Source organism: Pseudomonas sp. St316 (assembly GCF_018325905.1).
Classification (GTDB): Bacteria; Pseudomonadota; Gammaproteobacteria; order Pseudomonadales; family Pseudomonadaceae; genus Aquipseudomonas.
In genome coordinates, this window is the sequence record NZ_AP021901.1 from 3305697 (window position 1) to 3324109 (window position 18413).

Below are 18413 nucleotides of genomic sequence, written 5' to 3' on the forward strand. Positions count from 1 at the left end.
AAAATATCGAATGGGCTATTCCTTGCCACGCCCGATGTCACTGGCCGGCCCATCACTTTTCGATGACGTCGCCACGCATCGGTGCCAGCCGCTTGATCAGGCGATTCTGCACCGGCACCGCAATGCGCTGGTCATCCATGGCGGCGATCAGGTCCTCTACCAGGGCGTTGAAGTCGCTGCGGCTGATGCCCTGGCCCTTGTGACTCTCGGCCATGGTGTCGCCGGTGTAGAGGCAGGGACCACCCGCTTCCACGCAAAACTGCTCGATCAGCTTGTCACGCAAACGCTGGATATCAATCTTGCGGAAGCGCTCCACGATGCGTTTATCACGGGCGATGTTCAACAGCATGCCCTCGACGATCGCGGTAATTCCCGGCTGGCCGCCAAGGTCCCGGTAGAGACTGTCGTCCTTGGGCAAGGGTTGCGCACAGGCTCCCAGGAGCACGCTGAGTATCAGCAGGAAGATGCGCATCAAAAACTACCCTGGAGGGAAAGGTACAGGCCGTTCTGGCTATCGAGGGTCGCGATTTCACCCAGTCGCGCGTAGGCCAGCACCATTGAAAGGTGCTTGTTGGGGAAGTAACCCACGAACAGGTCGGACCAGTCGCTCTCCCCGCTGAAGGACAGGTTGTCCGGCTTCTGCCGGTATTCGGCGCCCAACGCCCAGCGCGGATTGAGCAGCACGGCCAGCGAGCCTTCCTTCAGCACACGGCGGGTGTCGCGACGATCGCCGCCGAATCCCAGCAGCCCCAGTTCATTGGCACGGCTGTAGCGCAAGCTGCCATTGACCAGCAGGTTGTAGCCGAAGGCCGCTCCCATGAATAACCGACTCGCGGCCAGGTAGCCTTCGGTGTCGCTGTCGCGCCGGGCGCCCACCAGGCTTGGGATGAGGAAATTGTTCTGGTGCTTGTATTCCAGGCCCAGGGAGACCTGTGGCAAGGCGTCATAGATCACGTCGCCGAACAAACGCACCTTCATGGCGTAGATGTCCTGGCCCAGGCTATCCTCAGGCAGGTTCAGCTTGTTCGCCAGCGAGCCCAGGTCGAAGCGCTGCTGGGCGTAGGACAGTTCGACCCGGTTATCATAGGCCACGGCCAACCCGGCGACATCCAGCCGATAGTCCGGCAGATTGACCGAGGTCGCGAACGCGCTCGCCCCCCACTCGCCCTGCTCGCCGTACCCGGCCAACATCGCCCACGGCGTGATCCCGCCGCCTGCCGCGCCCTCCAGGCTGCTGGCGCCGCCCGTGGCGATCAAACGCCCATCGGCAAAAGCCTGTTGGAAGGCCAAGGCCACGCAACAGCCGATTGGCAGGAAATAACGTGAAGCCATCATCTTCAATGAACCAGCGCTGTACGGAAATTCAGGGGTAACGCCACCCAGGCCTCGAACGCTTCGGCGGTCAGCGGCCGGCTGATCAAGTAACCTTGTGCGGTATCGCAATGCCAACGTTCGAGCAGCCTCAGGCTGTGGGCGTATTCGACGCCCTCGGCCACCACCTTGAGCCCCAGGTTGTGGCTCATTTCGATGGTCGAGCGGACAATCACCGCGTCTTCACTGGCTTCGTCCAGGTCGCGGACAAACGACTGGTCGATTTTCAGTTCTTGCACCGGCAGCCGCTTGAGGTGCGCCAGGGAAGAGTAGCCTGTGCCAAAGTCATCCACCGACAGGCTGATGCCGCAATCGCGCAGTAAATGAAGGTTTTTCAAGGCCCGCTCGGGCTCGCGCATGACCGCGCTTTCAGTGACTTCGAAAATCAGCTGTTCGGCGGGTAGCCGGTGGCTGCGCAACAACGCCACGACCCGCGTGGGCAGGTCATCGCTGATGAGGTCTTCGGCGGATATGTTCAATGACAGCTCCAGGCGCAGGCCCCGCTCATTCCATTCCGAGAGTTGACGCATGCCCTCGTTGATCACCCAGTGGGTCAACGCCTGGATGCTTCCGGTGCGTTCTGCCATCGGAATGAACTCGGCTGGAGAGATGGAGCCCAGTTGTGGGTGTTGCCAGCGCAACAGGGCTTCGGCCTGGCGGACGTGATTGTTCAAGATGTTCAGCTTGGGCTGGTAATGCAGGAGCAGCTCGCCGTTGCCCGCCGCGTGGCGCAGGTCCCGAATCAGTGTGATCTGGCGACGGTGGGCCAAATCGCGCCCGTGCTGGTAGACCTGCAGATGCCCGGGCATCTGCGCCGCATCCTTCATCGCAATCGATGCGCGCTCCAGCAGGCTTTGGGCGCTTTCGCCATCGGTTGGATAGGCGGCTATCCCGAGCCTGCAGTCCAGCGTCAGGTCATGGCCGTTGATGCGCTGGGGCTTGAGCAGGAACTGCTGCAACTGGTCGGCCACCGCCACCGCCGCATCGCTGTCCATCCCATCGAGCAGGAGCAGGAATTCCTCGGCGATCAGATGCGCCACGGTGTCACCCGGGCTCAACAGCGCCTGGATACGTTGACCGGTCTGGCGAAGCAAGCGGTCGATCGTCTCAGGGTCGACCGTTTCGTTGATGGCGCGCAGGTTATCGATGCCCATGAATATCACCGTCATCGGTCGCTTTGCGGCAATCGCACTGCCCAGGCGTTCCATGGCAAGTGCCCGGTTGGGCAAGTCGGTGACCGGGTCATGCAGGGCGTTGTGAGCCAATTGTTGCTCACGGTCGGCAATGCCCCTTTGCATGGTGTTGACGGCGTTGGCCAGCAGGCCGAGTTCATCCTCCCGTTGCAATACCACGGGGGTCTGGTAGTCGCCCTGGCCGATGCGCTCCGCCGCCAAGGCCAACGACCTCACCGGCCGCGACACCCCGCGGGCCAGAAGCAAGGCGCCGACCAACGAGGCGATCAGCGCAACCAGGGTGATCGCCAGGATCTTTTCATCCAGCGGAGCGAAGGCTTGCATGGCCACGTCGAGCGGACTCTGCAACAGGGCGATCACCTGTCCGTTGTATCCACCCGAGCCGTCTGCCAGCGTCAGGAACTGGCTGAGGTAATTGTGGTTCAGGTGCTCCGTCAGCGTGGCCTCGCCGGGCAGGGACGAACCGAGCATCAGGCTGGAAATCGACCCGTGCAACGCGTCGGGCTGCGTGCTGACCAGTTCCCCCGGCTGGTGTTGGTCGACGGCAAGAAACGAAACCTCCAGGTTGGTGAGCGAGCGCAGCTCATTGGCAAAGGCCTTGTCCATGCTGAAACCCATCACCACCCTGGCGACGGGCAGCGGCGCGAGCACGGGCGTCTCCACCAGCAAATGCGGTTTACCCTGCAACGGCACGATCACCATGGACTGGCGCGCACCTCGGGCCAGGCGCAACGCGCCGTCGTACTGGAACGGTGACCCATCGGGCATGTGCTCAAGGGTGCTGGCGAGTACGGTGCCGTCCATGCTCAGCAGGATCATGTCGCTGGCATTGATCCGCTTGCCGTGGTTGATCAGCACCGAGCGGATGGTCGCCGCGTCCCGGCTGGCTACCGCTTCGCGAAAACCGAAGTCGGCGGCCAGTAACTGCACGCCATCGGCCAGGCGCCTCCCCTGCGCTTCCAGCAGCCGCTCAAAGATGCGCGTGCCGACGTCCAATTGCGCGTCGGCCTGGCTGCGCACCGCCGTATTGGTCGCCGCGTTGACGCTGAAATACAGCAAGCCGATCACCAGCAGCGACAACAGGATCATCACTGCGGCGACTTGTGCCTGGAAACTATTGCGCAGTTTCACGGGTGGCTCGCTTGAATGCATCGCCGAACGTACGGGTGGCGGGTGCGCTCTGCTCGGGTAAGGGTTCCAGGGTCAGCGTGTAGTCTTGTTTTAGTCCGCTCGCGGGAAGTTTCAAGGAACCGGCCTCGACCGGCAGCATCCCTTTGAGCTGTGGGTGCCAAAGGGTCACCCGGTATTCACCGGCTGCCAGATTGTCCAGTGCCACATGGCCTTGGGCGTCGGTGACGGCAAACTGCGGATCGTCGGTCACGAACACGTAACCGAGCATACGGTCGTGGATGTTGCAGCCCAGGACCACCACACCCGGCTTGTCGAACAGGACCGGCTCAGAGGGGGTGCCCTCATATAGGCGCAGTTCGAAGCGTTTGGCGGGGGAAAACGAGTAGACCTGATGGCGGATATTGTCGCTATTGGGGAACTTGATCAGGCTGCCGGTGTGCACTGCCAGCACGTGGGGCGCAAACTGCTGGTTGCGCTGGTCCATGTTCGCTGACAGGGCGGCTGAAGGCCCACCAATGGGGCCTTGCAGGGTAATGACCGCGTCGGCAAGCGGCTTGCCTGAGACCTCATGAATCTCGACATCGAGTTTCGTGACAACCGCCCACGCGACAGGGGAAGCGAACAGCAACAGCAGCATGAACAGGTAGCTTTTTGGGGGCATGCCAATTCCACAGGAAACGATGGGGCGATTGTCTGGGTGACAAGCCCCTGACGGTGGCACTGGGTGTCACGCACTGAGTACCTGTCAGGGTATCGACCGATTGGCACAAACCTGAAGCGTTGTATCTGGCGCTTCCCTGATGCCGTGGCCGGAACGAATCAACCACACAGGCCTCTAGGCCTGCGCAGGCGCCCCCAAGGTCTCGCTATCCCTTGCCCGGCCTGGAAGCATCCTGCGATCCGTTGCACGTCTATCCGTTCGCACACTGGCTGGTGATCGGTCATGGGGTCGGCGACGGTGCTGCGCGCTGGCACTTCATTCACCGCAGCAGCCATCGGCTATGCGCCGCCCTCGACTGGCCGTTGCATCATGCGCAACTGCGCCTGGTGGGTGACGAATGCGTGCTGTTCGATCATCAGGGGCGGCTTTGGCATATCGACCTGGCTCGCTCCGTGACGGCTGCGCTGTCGATGCAGTAGGTCAGCCCGCCTGTCCTGTGCATTTTCAACCGGCGCGACTGAACCGGGTCATCGCCAACCTACCGCTGCCAACGCTTGCAGCAAGCAGTGCCCATCCAGGCCCTTCAAACCCCGCCCAACTCATCCTCGCGCAACGTCAGTACCGATACCCCCGAAGACGTCACCGCAACGGTGTGCTCGAATTGCGCGGAGAGCATCCCGTCCTGGGTCACGACCGTCCAGCCATCAGCCTGGGTCCTCACATGGCGCGTACCTTGATTGAGCATCGGCTCGATGGTGAACACCATCCCCTCGCGCAACACCAGGCCGGTGCCGGGCTTGCCGAAATGCAAGACTTGAGGCTCCTCATGCATCTGCTGGCCGATTCCATGACCGCAATATTCACGCACCACGGAATAACCATTGTGCCTGGCATGACGCTCAATGGCCGCTCCAACGTCCCCCAGTCGCGCGCCTGGCCGTACGGTACGGATGCCTTGCCACATCGCCTCGTACGTGACCTGGACCAGGCGCCGGGCGGTGGCGCTGACATTCCCGATCAGGTAGGTCTTGCTGGAGTCAGCGATATAGCCATTCTTTTCCAGGGTGATGTCGAAATTGACGATATCGCCCTCACGCAGAATCCTGGAAGGCGACGGCACTCCGTGACAAACCTCCTCGTTCACTGAGCAATTGAGGACGAACCCAAAGCCGTACTGGCCCTTGCTCGCCGGTCGGGCCTTGAGATCGTCCACGATGAACCGCTCCACCCTGGCATCGACCTGGAGGGTCGACATCCCCGCCAGCGGGGTCTTATCCAACAGTTCGAACACAGACGCCAGGAGCCGGCCAGACTCCGCCAGCAGGGCAACCTGCTGCGGATTCTTGACCATGCTCAACTTACCACCAGCGGCTGGGCACGCACGCCCGCGCTGCCGAGTTCACGACGCATGACCTCATTGAAGGTCAGCTCGGGGTTCATTTCGCACAACAGGCCGACCTTGATCCAGAAAGCCGCCTGCGCATTGATGGAGCGACAAGACACCTTGGTGGCCCGGCGTAGTTGGTCATGCAGTTCGTCGTCTATGTTTACGATGCCCATTGGCTATACCTATACGTTTCGTATATGAAAAGCATATGCTTCGTAGCTTGGAAAGCCAAGGGCCCTGTTCGGATTTTTGTCGGTTATCACTGCCCTTGATTAGCTGGACGAAGTCGGACATTGGGGTCGTCGTCCGCTCGGTATATCCGTAACACGACGATGCGTTAGAGAACAGACAGGGCAGCGTTACGATGACATGCCCGATGCATCCAGATCGACATGGCCGTCAGCATTCGACCACCCTTCTCGCTCCCGAGTGATCTGCGTTGGACGACCCAGCCATTCATTCGGTACGAGCGCGCTCCTCTGCCGGGCCTCAGGGCGACTCGTCCTGCAGCAGCTGCAAGGCGCCGTCGAAATCAAACAATTCGAGCCGCCGAGCCACCTGATCCAAGCGTTTGGCCAGGACTGGATCGAGAGAAAGCCCTCGCAGTTCTTCAAGGACGGTCAGTGCGGCGGTGTCACTCTCGACCAGGAGCTGCTCAAGCCGAATCAATTGCCGGTCAAGGGCGGGATCGTTATGCGGGGTCTCGGCTATCGCCGGCGGCTCGACCTCTGCCAGTCTATCCAGTGCCACCAGAACCGGCCCCAGGCATCGTTGCACGTCCATCACCAAACCTTGTATCACCGCATCGGACTCGCCGGCCTGGCAGGCTCGCTCCAGCTCAGCAGCAGCGTGCGCCACCGCCTCGGCGCCGATGGTCCCGGCCGTGCCGCGCAGGCTATGACTCAGGCGCGCGGCAGCACCGGGATCGGGGTCAACCAGTGCAGCCCGGAATTGCTCCTCGAAGCCTGCCTGCACGTCACGAAACCTGCCTAACAGGCGCAGGTAAAGCTCTTTGCGCCCCATGCAGGTGGCGAGGCCTGCAGCCATATCAATTCCTTCCAGATAGTCCGGCAGGCCAGCGTTCAGCCGTTCTGCTTGTGGCAGCAGAGTCGCCTGTCGAGCGATCTTTGGTTTGATCCACTTGGCTATCGTGACAAACATGGCTTCTACACGGAGCGGTTTGGCAATGTGGTCATTCATGCCACTTGCCAACGCCCGTTCTCGGTCACCCTCCATTGCGTTGGCAGTCATGGCAATCACTGGCAGATCGGCGAATGCCGTAAGTTCACGAATGCGTTTGGTGGCTGTGTATCCATCCATAACAGGCATCTGACAATCCATCAGCACGCCGTCGAAGTCAGTGTCTTCGGCCAGAATGTCCAACGCTTCCTGACCATGCCAGGCCAGGCGCAGTTGTGCGCCGGCGCTTTCCAGCAGTTCCCGCGCCAGCTCCTGGTTCAGTTCGTTATCCTCCACCAACAACAGGCGTGCTCCGTGCAGGCTGGCCATGGCGCCGGCATGCTGCTCCGAGCGTTCGCTGGCGCGGGTATCGCTTTGCACACCCTTGCCCAACACCACCCCGATGGCTTCCAGCAGCGCGGACGGCGTCACCGGTTTGGTCAGCACCACTGGCGACTCTATGCCCTGTCTCAGCGCCTTCTCACGGGCGTCCTCGCGACCAAACGCAGTCACCATGATTACCGACGGTGTATGTCTCAAGCTGCCGGAGTGCATGCGGCTCACGGTCTCCATGCCATCCATGCCGGGCATTCTCCAGTCCATCAGTACCAGATCGTAGGGCAGCGTCTTTATTTCGGCGTCGGCCAGCATGCGCAGGGCCATGCCGCCACTTTGCGCGACGTCCACCTCCAATCCAAAACTGCGTGCCATACCGGAAAGAATCTCGCGGGCGCTGGCGTTGTCATCCACCACCAATACGCGCAGGCCGAGCAATTCATCGGACTTGAACATACGACGAGGCTGGCAACCCTGCTGCATGTCCAGACGCACTTGAAAATGAAAGGTAGAGCCTAGCCCTGGCTGGCTTTGCACCCAGATTCGCCCGTTCATCATTTCCACCAGCTTCTTGGAGATGGAAAGGCCCAGTCCGGTACCGCCGTATTTACGCGTGGTCGAGCTGTCGGCCTGACTGAATGACTGAAACATGCGCTCGCATTGGTCAGAGGACATGCCGATCCCGGTGTCGCGTACCCAGAAATGAAGCTCGAGTTGCTCGCTCTGCGTACTCATGGCTTCCACACCCACGACTATCTCGCCGCGCTCGGTGAACTTGGCGGCGTTGTTGCCCAGATTGATCAACACTTGCCCTAGACGCAGAGGATCCCCAATCAGCGCAGTTGGCAGCTCTGGGGGGCTCTGGAACAGCAGCTCCAGGCCCTTGTCCTCCGCCTTCAAGCCAATCATGCCGGCGACGTTGTCGAGTACGTCTTCCAGCCGAAAGGGAACCTGCTCCAGGTTCATCTTGCCAGCCTCGATTTTGGAGAAATCAAGGATGTCGTTGATGATTCCCAACAGGCTTTCCGCCGAGCGATGTACCTTTTCAATGTAATTGCGCTGTCTTTTGTCCAGTTCAGTACGCAGCGCTAAATCGCTCATCCCTATGATGACGTTCATGGGGGTTCGGATCTCGTGGCTCATGTTGGCGAGAAACTCGCTCTTGGCCTGGGTAGCCTCCTCGGCGGAGGCACGGGCCTCGACCAACGCCGTGACGTCGATGTTCACGCCGGTTGCACGTAACGGCGTGCCGTCAGGCGCGCGGGAAAAACGGCTCAGCGATCTGAAGGTGCGCACGGCTCCATCGTTCTGTCGCACTATGCGGAAGTCGAACTCATAGCGATCAGCGCCGCTGGCTACCGCCTGCGTATAGGATTGATCGGCCGCTTGCGCATCCTCGGGATGCAGCAGTGAAACCCAATGCGCCATTGTTCCATCAAATCCGCCGGGTTCGAGCCCGAACATTTTTTCCAGCTGCGGCGTCCAGTAATCATGGCCGGTGACGAAGTCAACATCGAACAAGCCAATGTCGCCCGCTTCCTGCGCCAGGCTCAGACGATCACTTGCCGTACGCAGCTTGGTCTCCATCGCCCGGCGTTCACTCACGTCACGCACGGAGGCGCAGACACAGTTTGCACGTCCTTCCAATTGAGGCAGATGGGACAGGCCAATCTCTACGGAAAACAAACTGCCGTCCTTGCGTACGCCGCGAAGGTCATCCAGGTTGGCACCCATTTGCCGCGTGGTTCCATTGGCAATGAACTCATTGCGTACCCCCACATGCCGTCCACGAGCGGCTTCTGGCACCAACTGCTCGACGCTCGCGCCGATCAGCTCACCTTGCTCGTAGCCGAAAAGCACATCCAGTTTCGGGTTGCTCATCAGTATGTGGCCGTCCGCTCCCAACACCAGCATGCCGTCTGGAGAGGCCTCGATAATGCCTCGATACCACGCCTCGGTCGCGCGCAGCGCTGCTTGCTGGACCTCCAGCGCTTGTGCTTGACGGCGGGTCTCCTGCAGCAACGTCTGGGCGGTCTCGCTGCGCTCCATGATGGCCATGGCGCCGGCCAGCCTGGGCAGTACTTCCTGTAGAAGCAGTGCCTCTCGCTCGCCCAACGGGCAAAAACCGGCGAGTTCCAAAACACCGAACACTCGTTCGCCACGCATCACCGGCTGCACCAACAGGTGGCTTGCCGTTGCCTCACCGAGCTGCGAGCGGATCTTCCAGAAAGCGTCCGGCATATTCGTCAGCTCGCGCGCCTGGCGATCGAGCGCGCACTGACCCAACACCCCCTCCCCGAGCGGGACTTTCTGCACCGGCGGTGAATCGCCATCCACCGCGTAACCCCCCAGTAGTTGCAGATGGCTGGCGCCCTCGAAAACTACATAGAGGACTCCCTGCCATGCACCTAGCATCGGCACTACGCGGCGCAGGAATAATTGTCCGAGTTGCTCCGGGGTCTCCGCAGCCTGTATATCGAGTTGAACCAGCGACACATGAGCCTTGATCCAACGCTGCCCTTCGAGCTGGCGGGACTCGATCTGCAACTTGGCGATAGCCCGGGCAAGATCACCAGTCTCGTTTTGCAGGTCGGTATGCGGGATGGGTTGGTCAAGATGGCCGGCCGTGAGTTGGTCGACTGCATTGCGCACACGTTCTAGCGGCTTGCGAATCGATTGACTGACCAACCAGGCCAGCATCAGCGCCAGTGCCAAGCCGCCGAGCAGCAAGACGTAGGTCAACTGGCTACTGTGCTGGGCGTTGCGGGTGATGTCGGTGACCAGATCGCGCAGTACCGCCTGCTTGTCCCTGACAATGACACTGAGTACCGAATCGGCACGACTGTCCAGTTGCTGGAGTTCATCGCTGTTGATCAGTAAAAGCGCCTGGCCCTGGCGCCCTTGTCCTACCAATTCCATCGCATCTCTACCGGTCTGCTGGATGCGCTCGAGCAGCAGCTCGAACTCGGCGAGCCGCGCCAGGTTATCGGAGCGGAACACCGTCGGCCGGGCAAGAGCCAAAGACTCGTGCAACTGCTGCTGAGCAAGCTCCAACTGGTGCAGCGCGGCGATGCGCGTATCCGCGCTATTGGTGGCCACGGCACGCTGCAACGCCTGGATGATGTGCGGCAGTTGCACCCGCACCTCATGCAGATGATTGGCGCCTCTGACATCTTGGTTGTAGAGCTGGTCCAGATCGTTCTTCAGCTCGGACTGGATGCGCAGACTCTGCATGCCGAGAATCAAGGAAAGCGCCAACAGCACGGCAAAACCCAGGACTAGCTTGTACCGCAACGGCAGGCGCTCAAGCACTGCGTACATACCCCACTCCTTCGCTAACGTCGTGTCAACGCCTGAGGCTCAGGGCGCCTGTACAATCTGCTCCAGGGCGGCCAGTTGTTTGGCCATCTCTTTGTCGGTGTCGGCAAAACGCACGGCAATTTCACGAAAGTGCTCGGCGTTGGCCAGGAAAACATCACAGATGTCAGGGTCAAAATGGGAACCGCGTCCGTCGCGAATGATCTCCACCGCTTGTTCGTGCGGCATACCTGGCTTGTAAACGCGGCGGCTGATTAGCGCGTCATAGACATCCGCCACCGCCATCAAACGGGCGCTAATGGGTATATTGTCCGCAGCCAGTCCCTGCGGGTAGCCACTACCGTCCCATTTCTCCTGGTGGCTATAAGCGATCTCCTTCGCCAGGCGCAGGAAGTCGACTGATACACCTAACTGGTCCTCGGCATGCTGAATAGCATCGCGGCCAAGGGTGGTATGCGTTTTCATAATCTCAAACTCTTCCGGGGTGAAGCGTCCCGGCTTGAGCAGGATATGATCGGGAATGCCTATCTTGCCAATGTCGTGCAGCGGCGCTGACTTGAACAATAGCTTGATCGTGGCTTCGTCAAGGAAGTGCCGAAAGCGTGGGTGCTCGCGCAGCAACTCGGCCAGCAGCTTGACGTAGTTCTGAGTACGGCGGATGTGATTGCCAGTCTCGTTGTCGCGGGTCTCGGCTAACGATGCCATGGCGTGAATGGTGACATCCTGAATGGCCATGACCTCTCGCGTGCGGCGTTGCACCTCCTGCTCCAGATAGTCGTTCTGGTCGAGTAGAAAGTCCGCCGCCGCCTTGACCTTGAGTTGGGTCTCGACTCGGGCCAGGAGTATCGGCGGGTTGATAGGCTTGGTGATGTAGTCAGCAGCCCCCAGCTCCAGGCCATGGATCTCGTCCTGGGTCGCCGCCATGGCCGTGAGAAATACAATCGGGATACGCTGGGTACGCTCATCGCCTTGCAACCGTTCGGCCACCTCGTAGCCGGACAGGCCCGGCATCATGATGTCCAGCAGGATCAGGTCAGGAAGCGGGTCGCTCTGCAGGATGCGTAAAGCCTTCTCGCCACTGTTTGCGGCCTTGACCCTATATCGGTCTTTGAGCAGGTCGGCCATCAGCATCAGGTTATCCGGCGTATCGTCGACCACCAGAACAGTGGACGCATTGAGGTGGCTCTGCTTGGGACTCATAACTGCCCTCCCTGACTTGAAACGTAACCCTGGTTAACAGCTTAGCTCTACTTTTCCCGGCGGCTAATCTGCAAGCAAACTCACCCTTGCGGTCAAGTCCAGGCGTTTACGAAGGCAATAGGCATTGACTGATCGACGCTTCGCATAAGCGCTTGGCCTCCGGGCGGCACATTGTCGGTGATAGCGCATTCCTGACAGGAATGCCCCCATGAAAAACATACATTTTACTTAAAGCACCGCCTCTCATAGCGTGTCCATTCCGCATATGGAGATGACGCCATGAACAACCCAAGCCTGCGCCTTTACGTCGACACTCAATTCACCAGCCCCTACGCGCTGTCATGCTTCGTGGCACTTCGAGAAAAGGGTATTGAGTTCGAGATGGATACCGTGAACCTGGACAAACAGGAGAACCAGTCGGGCGACTATGCCCGTCTTTCGCTGACCCAGAGAGTCCCCACCCTCGTGCATGGCGACTTTGCGTTGTCGGAATCATCGGCAATCACTGAATATTTGGAAGAGGTATTCCCCCAGACGCCGGTTTACCCACGACACCCACAGATGCGTGCCAAGGCGAGGCAAGTTCAAGCGTGGCTACGCAGTGATTTGCTCCCTATACGACAGGAGCGCTCCACGCTTGTCGTATTCTATGGCCTTAAATATGGTCCTTTGTCAGCATCGGCGGAGGCTGCCAGGCAAAAGTTGGTGGAAGTTGCTCAACGGCTACTTACCGACAGTCCGGACTACCTCTTTGGTGAATGGTCTATCGCCGATGTCGATCTCGCGTTGATGCTTAACCGGTTGATACTCAATGGGGACACTCTACCGGCTCGATTGGAGGATTACGCCCAGCGCCAATGGCAGCGTCCGACCGTGCAAGAGTGGATCAAGCTGCAACGACCTCCTTTGTAGCGGCGCGATGGCTGACAATGGCCGATTTCAGCCCGTCTCGAAGGGCTGCAGCCGGCCAAAAGCGGACAATAGACGATACGATAGCCGCGAGGTTGTTTATCCGCAAAGAGCGCCTTAGGGTGGTGCTACACCCTGAACTGTTCCATCAATTTCATCTGCAGAGTGGTCAGGCTATGTAGCTGGCTGGCAATCAGCGCCGATTCGGTGGCTTGCTCGGTCAAGGATTCGGTCACACTGCGGATTGCCGAAATATTGCGATTGACCTCTTCGGCGACTGCACTCTGCTCTTCTGCCGCGCTGGCGATCTGCAGGTTCATGTCGCTGATGACCGTGACCGCGTCACTGATCTTGCCCAGCGCCCGAAGTGCCTGATGGATTTGTCCTACATTATTGTGAGCCTTGGTTTGGCTCACGTGCATCGCCACCACTACACCACGAGTACCGTTCTGGATGCGCTCGATGACCTGGCGGATTTCCTCCACGGAATCCTGGGTTCGTCTGGCCAGGTTGCGCACTTCGTCGGCGACCACCGCGAAACCTCGCCCGCTTTCGCCCGCACGGGCGGCTTCGATAGCCGCGTTGAGGGCAAGCAGATTGGTCTGTTCAGCAATGCTGCGGATGACTTCCAGGACCGTGCCGATCTGTTCGCTATCGACCGCTAGCGCTTCGACTTCAGTCACCGCCTTGCTGACGTCGCCGGCTAGGATGCCAATGTCATGGGTACTGCGCTCAATTATGCCGACCCCATCCCTGGCCGATTGGTCGGCCGCGCGGGCAGCCTGAGCAGCATTTGACGCGCTGTTGGCAACATTATGGGCGGTCGCGCTCATTTCGTTTGAAGCTGTGGCCACCTGATCAATCTCACGAAATTGAACCTGCATGCTTTCGCTGGTCTGCCTAGCAATTAACGAAGACTGATCGGCGGTGCCCCGGGTATCGAGGGTGTTTTGCTTTATCCGAGTGATGGTCGGTTGCAACTTGTCGAGAAAGCGGTTGAACCAGTTGACCAGTTCCCCCAACTCGTCTTTCTTGCTGTATTGCAAACGTTGGGTCAGGTCACCATCGCCGCTGGCAATTGCCTTGAGCATACCTGCTACGCGAGTGATCGGCTGGGTCACGCTTGAGGCGGACATCCAGATCAGTAAGCACCCCAGCAGGCAAGCTCCAGTGGCCATCAACAGGGCTTGGAGGGTGCCGCTGGATTGGGCTTTATCGAACACCCTTTGAAGTTTATCCGCATCGGCCAGCAATATTTGGTGCGGTACGTCGATGGCCACGCCCCAGGCTTTTGCATCAGCAATAGGTTTGACCGGATAGACCGCCCGGATCAGCCCCTCTTGGTGAAAGATCTTCGGCGTATCACCGTCCAGTGACGCAATGATTTTTGCCCCCTCCTCGCCAAGCACATCCCCCACGTTTTCGCCAACCTGGGTGGCATCGAAGCTGAAGGCGGCGAGTATGCCCGTGTCGGAGACAATCAGCATACGACCCGAACCATTAAACAAACTGCTCTGGGCGACGTTGGCAGCTGTCTGCAGTGAGTCCAGCGCGATGTCCAGGCCCACTACACCTATGACCTTGTCGCCGACGATCAAAGGTAAGGAAATGGTCGTCATCAATATTCGCTTGCCGTCGACGGTGTCTGCGAAAGGCGCCATAAGACAAGGTCGCTTGCTGTCCCGAGGGCACGTGTACCAGCTGTTATAGGGAGCACCACTGATGCTGAGCGCCGTGCTGCCAAGGTCGCTCTCGTTGATCTGCAGGCTCATCACCTGACCTGTGCCACGGTTCCAGGCACTGGCGAAGCGCCCTGACTCGTTCGACGCACGACCCGTATCATGGGCGAACTCGGCGTCCTTTCCATCCAAGGCATTACGTTCATAGACCAGCCATACGCCCAGCACTCCGGGATTGCGCTCGAAAGTGGTCTTGATGCTTTGGTTGAGTTCTTCACGCAGTGCTGCGGCTGTCAGTCCACGATGGTTTGCCATATTACGCAAATAGTTCGCCTGGTCAGCCAGAGCCGTGATGACGGTCAGGCCGGTACCGAAGGTCTTCTGTAAATTCACAGCCTGCTCAGCAGCTTTTGCCAGTAACAAGTTCTCGCCACTGCCGGTCAGCATCTGGCTGCTGGATTGACTGATCATCTGCTTGTTCAGATTGCTTTGATAAAGATTCGTGCCGACGATCAGGCCCATCACCCCGAGCAGGCAGAGCCCGGATAAAAGCACGATCTTCAAGCGAATAGACATGGGACTGCCTCATGGATGAGCAATGTGTTTTGTCAGTCAGATAAGTGCTTACACCTACTCGGCGTTGGCACTACGCGCAGCCTGTATAAGCAAGACTGCGCGCTTGTGCGTTTCAGCATTCGTGTGGGCCACCACAGAGACGGCGCCACAGTTCGGTCAGTGTTTGACCATCACGTGGCGAATCACGGTGTAATCCTCCAAGCCGTACATCGACATGTCTTTGCCGTAACCGGATTGCTTTACACCACCGTGTGGCATCTCGCTCATCAGCATGAAATGGGTATTGACCCAAGTGCAGCCGTACTGCAGGCGCGCCGCAAGACGGTGAGCTCGCCCTATGTCAGAGGTCCACACCGATGATGCCAGGCCATAATCAGAGTCGTTTGCCCAAGACAGTGCCTGCGTCTCGTCTTCAAATTCGGTCACGGAAACCACCGGGCCGAAAATCTCCCGGCGCACCACTTCGTCGTCTTGACGCGCGCCGGCAAGTACCGTGGGCTCGAAGAAGTAACCGGGACCTTCCACACGTTTCCCGCCCGTCACGACTTCTATGTGTGGCAGTAACCGTGCTCGATCCACGAAGCCGACAACACGATCTAAGTGCTGTTGGGTGATCAGAGGCCCCAGCTCAGTCTCAGGATCGTCCTGAAGACCAAACTTGATACTGGATACGGCGATGCCGAGCTTTTCAACGAGGCGAGCGTAAATGCCTTTTTGCGCATAGATCCGGCAGGCTGCGGTGCAATCCTGGCCGGCGTTATAGAAACCGAAATTACGTATGCCCTCGACAGCCGCATCGATGTCTGCGTCGTCGAAAATGATGACGGGGGCTTTGCCTCCCAGTTCCATATGCATACGCTTAACGGTGTCAGCGGTGCTGGCGATGATATGACTGCCGGTGGCCACTGACCCCGTCAGTGAGACCATCCGCACTTTCTCGTGGGTAGTGAGCGGCTTGCCGACATTGGGCCCTCGGCCGAACACAACATTGACCACGCCTGCTGGGAAAATCGTGACCATTAACGAGGCTAACCTAAGCGCCGTCAACGGTGTCTGTTCGGAAGGCTTGAGGACAACGGTATTGCCGGCCGCCAAGGCGGGAGCCAGCTTCCACGCGGCCATCATCAGTGGATAGTTCCAAGGCGCGATCGAGGCGACGACACCCACGGGATCGCGCCGGATCATCGAAGTATGACCTGGCAAATACTCGCCCGCCGCCGAGCCCTGCAAACACCGACTCGCACCCGCGAAAAAACGAAACACATCGGACACGCCAGGCAGTTCGTCGCCCAAGACGGCCGCGTAAGGCTTGCCACAATTATTCGACTCCAGCCGGGCCAGTTCTACGGCATGGCTATCGATGAGGTCAGCCAGTTTGAGCAACAACAGCGAGCGATCCTTTGGCGTGGTCTGGGACCAGCTTTCGAAGGCGGCGTCAGCGGCTTGCACTGCGCAATCAACCTGCGCAGGCGTAGCCTCAGCAATGTCCACTAGCGCGGTCCCTAGAGAAGGGTTCATTACCGCGAGTCGCTCGCCTTCGCCTGCGACCAATTCGCCGTTGATGAGCATTTTAATGTGCATAGGCATCTCCAATGAGTGCAGGCGCTAAATGCCTGCATTCAGAAAGCATTTAAATTTAACGGACAATAAGTTGCTGACTAAGTCAGCCGTCTAGTTAAGGATTCACGACAGGTTTGCGCATCGGCCACATAGTTTTTCATGCAGCCTTAAAGTCACAGAGAGGTTCTATACGGGTATGTCCAACGAGTGTTTGCCTTTTAGAATCCACGCGACGATGCCACCGAGTACGAGCCATGCGACGCCGACGAGTTGGGCGTTCGAGTTCGCGCTGAACAGTGCGTAGCAGAGGACGGCCGCACCCAGTACAGGGGAAACGAGATGTCTGAAGAATGAGCGATCAGTCTTACCCCTGAAGAAAGCAATGACAGAAGCATGCAACATCACATAGGCACACAATGCGCCGAACGTGACCATCGTTACGATGGTTTCAATCTGGTCTTTGCCGACAATGGCAATCCCCAGCGAGAGCGCAGCGACCAGGTATAACGCGGTCGTTGGTGCTTCATTTTTATTAAGTTTGGCGAGCATACGAGGCAGCTTTTTATCGCGTGCCATGCAGTAGATGACTTTTGTCGTGGTGGCCTGGGAGATCAGTGCATTCGCCAGCAAAGCTATCAGTGCATTAGTCAACGTGATGACCGGCAGGAACCACGTCCCCACCACTTGGGTGCTGACTGTGTAAAAGGCAACGTCAACGGCGCCGTCCTGATATTTCGACCCCAGGGGAACAAACACAGACGCCAGGTAGACTTGCGCAACGAACAGCACGGTCACGATCACAAGCAACAACATCGTTGCCCGCGATACGGTTTTACCGCCCCCCTCGGCCTCCTCGTTCAGCGTCGAAACAGCATCGAAACCGATAAAGCTCAGAGCGGCGATTGGTACGGCGCCAAACACGGCGGACATACTGAATTGCGACGGGTTATAGAAAGGCGCTAACAGTTGCTCCTTGGAAACCGTTCCTCCGGCGATAAGGCCAACCGCAAACACAACGAAAATCGAGAGGACAACCAGCTGGATGACCAGCAGCACCTTTCCCACATTCACATTAACGGTGATTCCGAACAGATTGACGATCATGGGCACAGCGACGAAAATCCCTAACCAAACCACCTTGTCGATGCCGGGAAATAAAGGTTGCAAGGCCGCTGCACCTAGAATCGCCAGCAACGCAGGAAGCAACAGATAGTCCAGCAAGATGGCCCATCCGGCCATAAAGCCGAATGTGGCATTGGTGCCCTTTGTCACATATGAATAGACCGATCCCGAGAGAGGGATTCGTTTCGCCATTTCGCTGTAGCTGATTGCACTGAACACCATCGCGATGGCGGCCAGCGTATAGGTCAGCGCGGTCAGTCCATTGGACGTGTTATGAATCGCTCCAAAGACAGAGACCGGAGCAATCGGAACGAAGTAAAGCAACCCGTAGACAAGGACGTCCGTCAGCGACAGTTTCTTGCTGAGTTGACGATTATCGTTGGGTACGACCAAGGTATCGCTCATTTTTGTTGCCCCTTGACGACTGGCCCGGATCTTCACCCGGACATTATTTAGGTACGGTTGCCGTAGATCACCAGCACTTGCTGTGGAACCGCGCACCGCTTTTGTTATTTGCACATCGGGACTTGAAAGGACCTATTCACTCAAACACCGGGATGGGTCTTTTGACGTTCTATGAATTCAGTTTAGGAGCCCCTCTTACTGTCGACTATCGAACCAGCGAACCGCTCTTTTCGTGTGAGTGCACGGCGCCTTTACTGCCATGAACTTGTAGCGCCCAAAGAGCAGCCGGGTGTGGCTGCCCCTTGGGTCCGATCATGTATGCACCGCTGCCTGGTCCGCGTCCCGAGGCCAAGCATCGGCCGGGCTCCGCACTCATGCATCTGGAT

Annotated in this window: 13 protein-coding genes and 2 pseudogenes; 3 read left to right on the top strand and 12 right to left on the bottom strand. The window is 58.7% G+C overall.

What is annotated here, in order from left to right; genetic code table 11:
* Positions 1 to 52: 52 nt before the first annotated feature.
* Genes KI237_RS14865 through KI237_RS14880 form a run of 4 tightly spaced genes read right to left on the bottom strand, consistent with a single transcriptional unit; the run spans position 53 to position 4356 of the window.
* Complete coding sequence (locus KI237_RS14865) at positions 53 to 472, bottom strand: group I truncated hemoglobin (protein ID WP_502937095.1); 420 nt, start codon at positions 470 to 472, stop codon at positions 53 to 55.
* Complete coding sequence (locus KI237_RS14870; protein ID WP_212800611.1) at positions 472 to 1332, bottom strand: DUF3034 family protein; 861 nt, start codon at positions 1330 to 1332, stop codon at positions 472 to 474. The genes KI237_RS14865 and KI237_RS14870 overlap by 1 nt, the downstream gene beginning before the upstream one ends.
* Positions 1333 to 1337: 5 nt before the next feature.
* The gene (locus KI237_RS14875; RefSeq protein WP_212800465.1) at positions 1338 to 3695 is read right to left on the bottom strand and encodes a putative bifunctional diguanylate cyclase/phosphodiesterase; all 2358 of its coding nucleotides are present in this window, start codon (positions 3693 to 3695) and stop codon (positions 1338 to 1340) included.
* Positions 3679 to 4356, bottom strand: coding sequence for a methylamine utilization protein (locus KI237_RS14880; protein ID WP_502937096.1), 678 nt, complete (start codon positions 4354 to 4356; stop codon positions 3679 to 3681). The genes KI237_RS14875 and KI237_RS14880 overlap by 17 nt, the downstream gene beginning before the upstream one ends.
* 212 nt (positions 4357 to 4568) lie before the next feature.
* On the opposite strand from KI237_RS14880, the gene KI237_RS14885 reads away from it, so the two are divergent.
* A complete protein-coding gene (locus KI237_RS14885; RefSeq protein ID WP_212800466.1) occupies positions 4569 to 4835 on the top strand; it encodes a hypothetical protein in 267 nt (88 codons plus the stop codon).
* Positions 4836 to 4939: 104 nt separating this feature from the next.
* On the opposite strand, the gene map is transcribed toward KI237_RS14885, so the two are convergent.
* The gene (gene map, locus KI237_RS14890) at positions 4940 to 5707 is read right to left on the bottom strand and encodes a type I methionyl aminopeptidase (RefSeq protein WP_212800467.1); all 768 of its coding nucleotides are present in this window, start codon (positions 5705 to 5707) and stop codon (positions 4940 to 4942) included.
* A gap of 2 nt (positions 5708 to 5709) precedes the next feature.
* Positions 5710 to 5916: a ParD-like family protein gene (locus KI237_RS14895; RefSeq protein ID WP_212800468.1), complete on the bottom strand. Its 207-nt coding sequence runs from the start codon at positions 5914 to 5916 to the stop codon at positions 5710 to 5712.
* Between the two features lie 210 nt (positions 5917 to 6126).
* On the opposite strand from KI237_RS14895, the pseudogene KI237_RS31010 reads away from it, so the two are divergent.
* Positions 6127 to 6246 (top strand): annotated as a pseudogene (locus tag KI237_RS31010) (LysR family transcriptional regulator); the annotation flags it as partial.
* Here KI237_RS31010 and KI237_RS14900 read toward each other — a convergent pair.
* Entirely contained in the window at positions 6233 to 10579 is a 4347-nt protein-coding gene (locus KI237_RS14900; protein WP_212800469.1) for a response regulator, read from the bottom strand. The pseudogene KI237_RS31010 and the gene KI237_RS14900 overlap by 14 nt on opposite strands.
* A gap of 39 nt (positions 10580 to 10618) precedes the next feature.
* A complete protein-coding gene (locus KI237_RS14905) occupies positions 10619 to 11776 on the bottom strand; it encodes a response regulator (protein WP_212800470.1) in 1158 nt (385 codons plus the stop codon).
* A gap of 279 nt (positions 11777 to 12055) precedes the next feature.
* Here KI237_RS14905 and yfcF point away from each other — a divergent pair, with 279 nt between their 5' ends.
* Positions 12056 to 12688 carry a glutathione transferase gene (gene yfcF, locus KI237_RS14910; RefSeq protein ID WP_212800471.1) on the top strand — a complete coding sequence of 211 codons (633 nt, stop codon included), beginning with the start codon at positions 12056 to 12058 and terminating at the stop codon, positions 12686 to 12688.
* A 125-nt stretch (positions 12689 to 12813) separates the two neighbouring features.
* Here yfcF and KI237_RS31015 read toward each other — a convergent pair whose 3' ends face one another.
* The 4 genes and pseudogenes from KI237_RS31015 to KI237_RS14925 form a co-directional block, all read right to left on the bottom strand.
* Complete coding sequence (locus KI237_RS31015) at positions 12814 to 13569, bottom strand: methyl-accepting chemotaxis protein (protein WP_502937124.1); 756 nt, start codon at positions 13567 to 13569, stop codon at positions 12814 to 12816.
* Positions 13570 to 13671: 102 nt separating this feature from the next.
* Positions 13672 to 14940 (bottom strand): annotated as a pseudogene (locus tag KI237_RS31020) (methyl-accepting chemotaxis protein); the annotation flags it as partial.
* 156 nt (positions 14941 to 15096) lie between these two features.
* The gene (locus KI237_RS14920) at positions 15097 to 16521 is read right to left on the bottom strand and encodes a gamma-aminobutyraldehyde dehydrogenase (RefSeq protein ID WP_212800473.1); all 1425 of its coding nucleotides are present in this window, start codon (positions 16519 to 16521) and stop codon (positions 15097 to 15099) included.
* A 165-nt stretch (positions 16522 to 16686) separates the two neighbouring features.
* Positions 16687 to 18027 carry an APC family permease gene (locus tag KI237_RS14925; protein WP_212800474.1) on the bottom strand — a complete coding sequence of 447 codons (1341 nt, stop codon included), beginning with the start codon at positions 18025 to 18027 and terminating at the stop codon, positions 16687 to 16689.
* Positions 18028 to 18413: the final 386 nt, after the last annotated feature.

What these genes read in the sequence shown, in the direction of transcription:
- yfcF (WP_212800471.1), top strand. Translation starts at nt 12,056, where the DNA reads ATGAACAACCCAAGCCTGCGCCTTTACGTCGACACTCAATTCACCAGC.
- KI237_RS14895 (WP_212800468.1), bottom strand. Translation starts at nt 5,916, where the DNA reads ATGGGCATCGTAAACATAGACGACGAACTGCATGACCAACTACGCCGG.
- KI237_RS14905 (WP_212800470.1), bottom strand. Translation starts at nt 11,776, where the DNA reads ATGAGTCCCAAGCAGAGCCACCTCAATGCGTCCACTGTTCTGGTGGTC.
- map (WP_212800467.1), bottom strand. Translation starts at nt 5,707, where the DNA reads ATGGTCAAGAATCCGCAGCAGGTTGCCCTGCTGGCGGAGTCTGGCCGG.
- KI237_RS14900 (WP_212800469.1), bottom strand. Translation starts at nt 10,579, where the DNA reads ATGTACGCAGTGCTTGAGCGCCTGCCGTTGCGGTACAAGCTAGTCCTG.
- KI237_RS14925 (WP_212800474.1), bottom strand. Translation starts at nt 18,027, where the DNA reads ATGAGCGATACCTTGGTCGTACCCAACGATAATCGTCAACTCAGCAAG.
- KI237_RS14880 (WP_502937096.1), bottom strand. Translation starts at nt 4,356, where the DNA reads ATGCCCCCAAAAAGCTACCTGTTCATGCTGCTGTTGCTGTTCGCTTCC.
- KI237_RS14865 (WP_502937095.1), bottom strand. Translation starts at nt 472, where the DNA reads ATGCGCATCTTCCTGCTGATACTCAGCGTGCTCCTGGGAGCCTGTGCG.
- KI237_RS31015 (WP_502937124.1), bottom strand. Translation starts at nt 13,569, where the DNA reads ATGCAGGTTCAATTTCGTGAGATTGATCAGGTGGCCACAGCTTCAAAC.
- KI237_RS14920 (WP_212800473.1), bottom strand. Translation starts at nt 16,521, where the DNA reads ATGCACATTAAAATGCTCATCAACGGCGAATTGGTCGCAGGCGAAGGC.
- KI237_RS14870 (WP_212800611.1), bottom strand. Translation starts at nt 1,332, where the DNA reads ATGGCTTCACGTTATTTCCTGCCAATCGGCTGTTGCGTGGCCTTGGCC.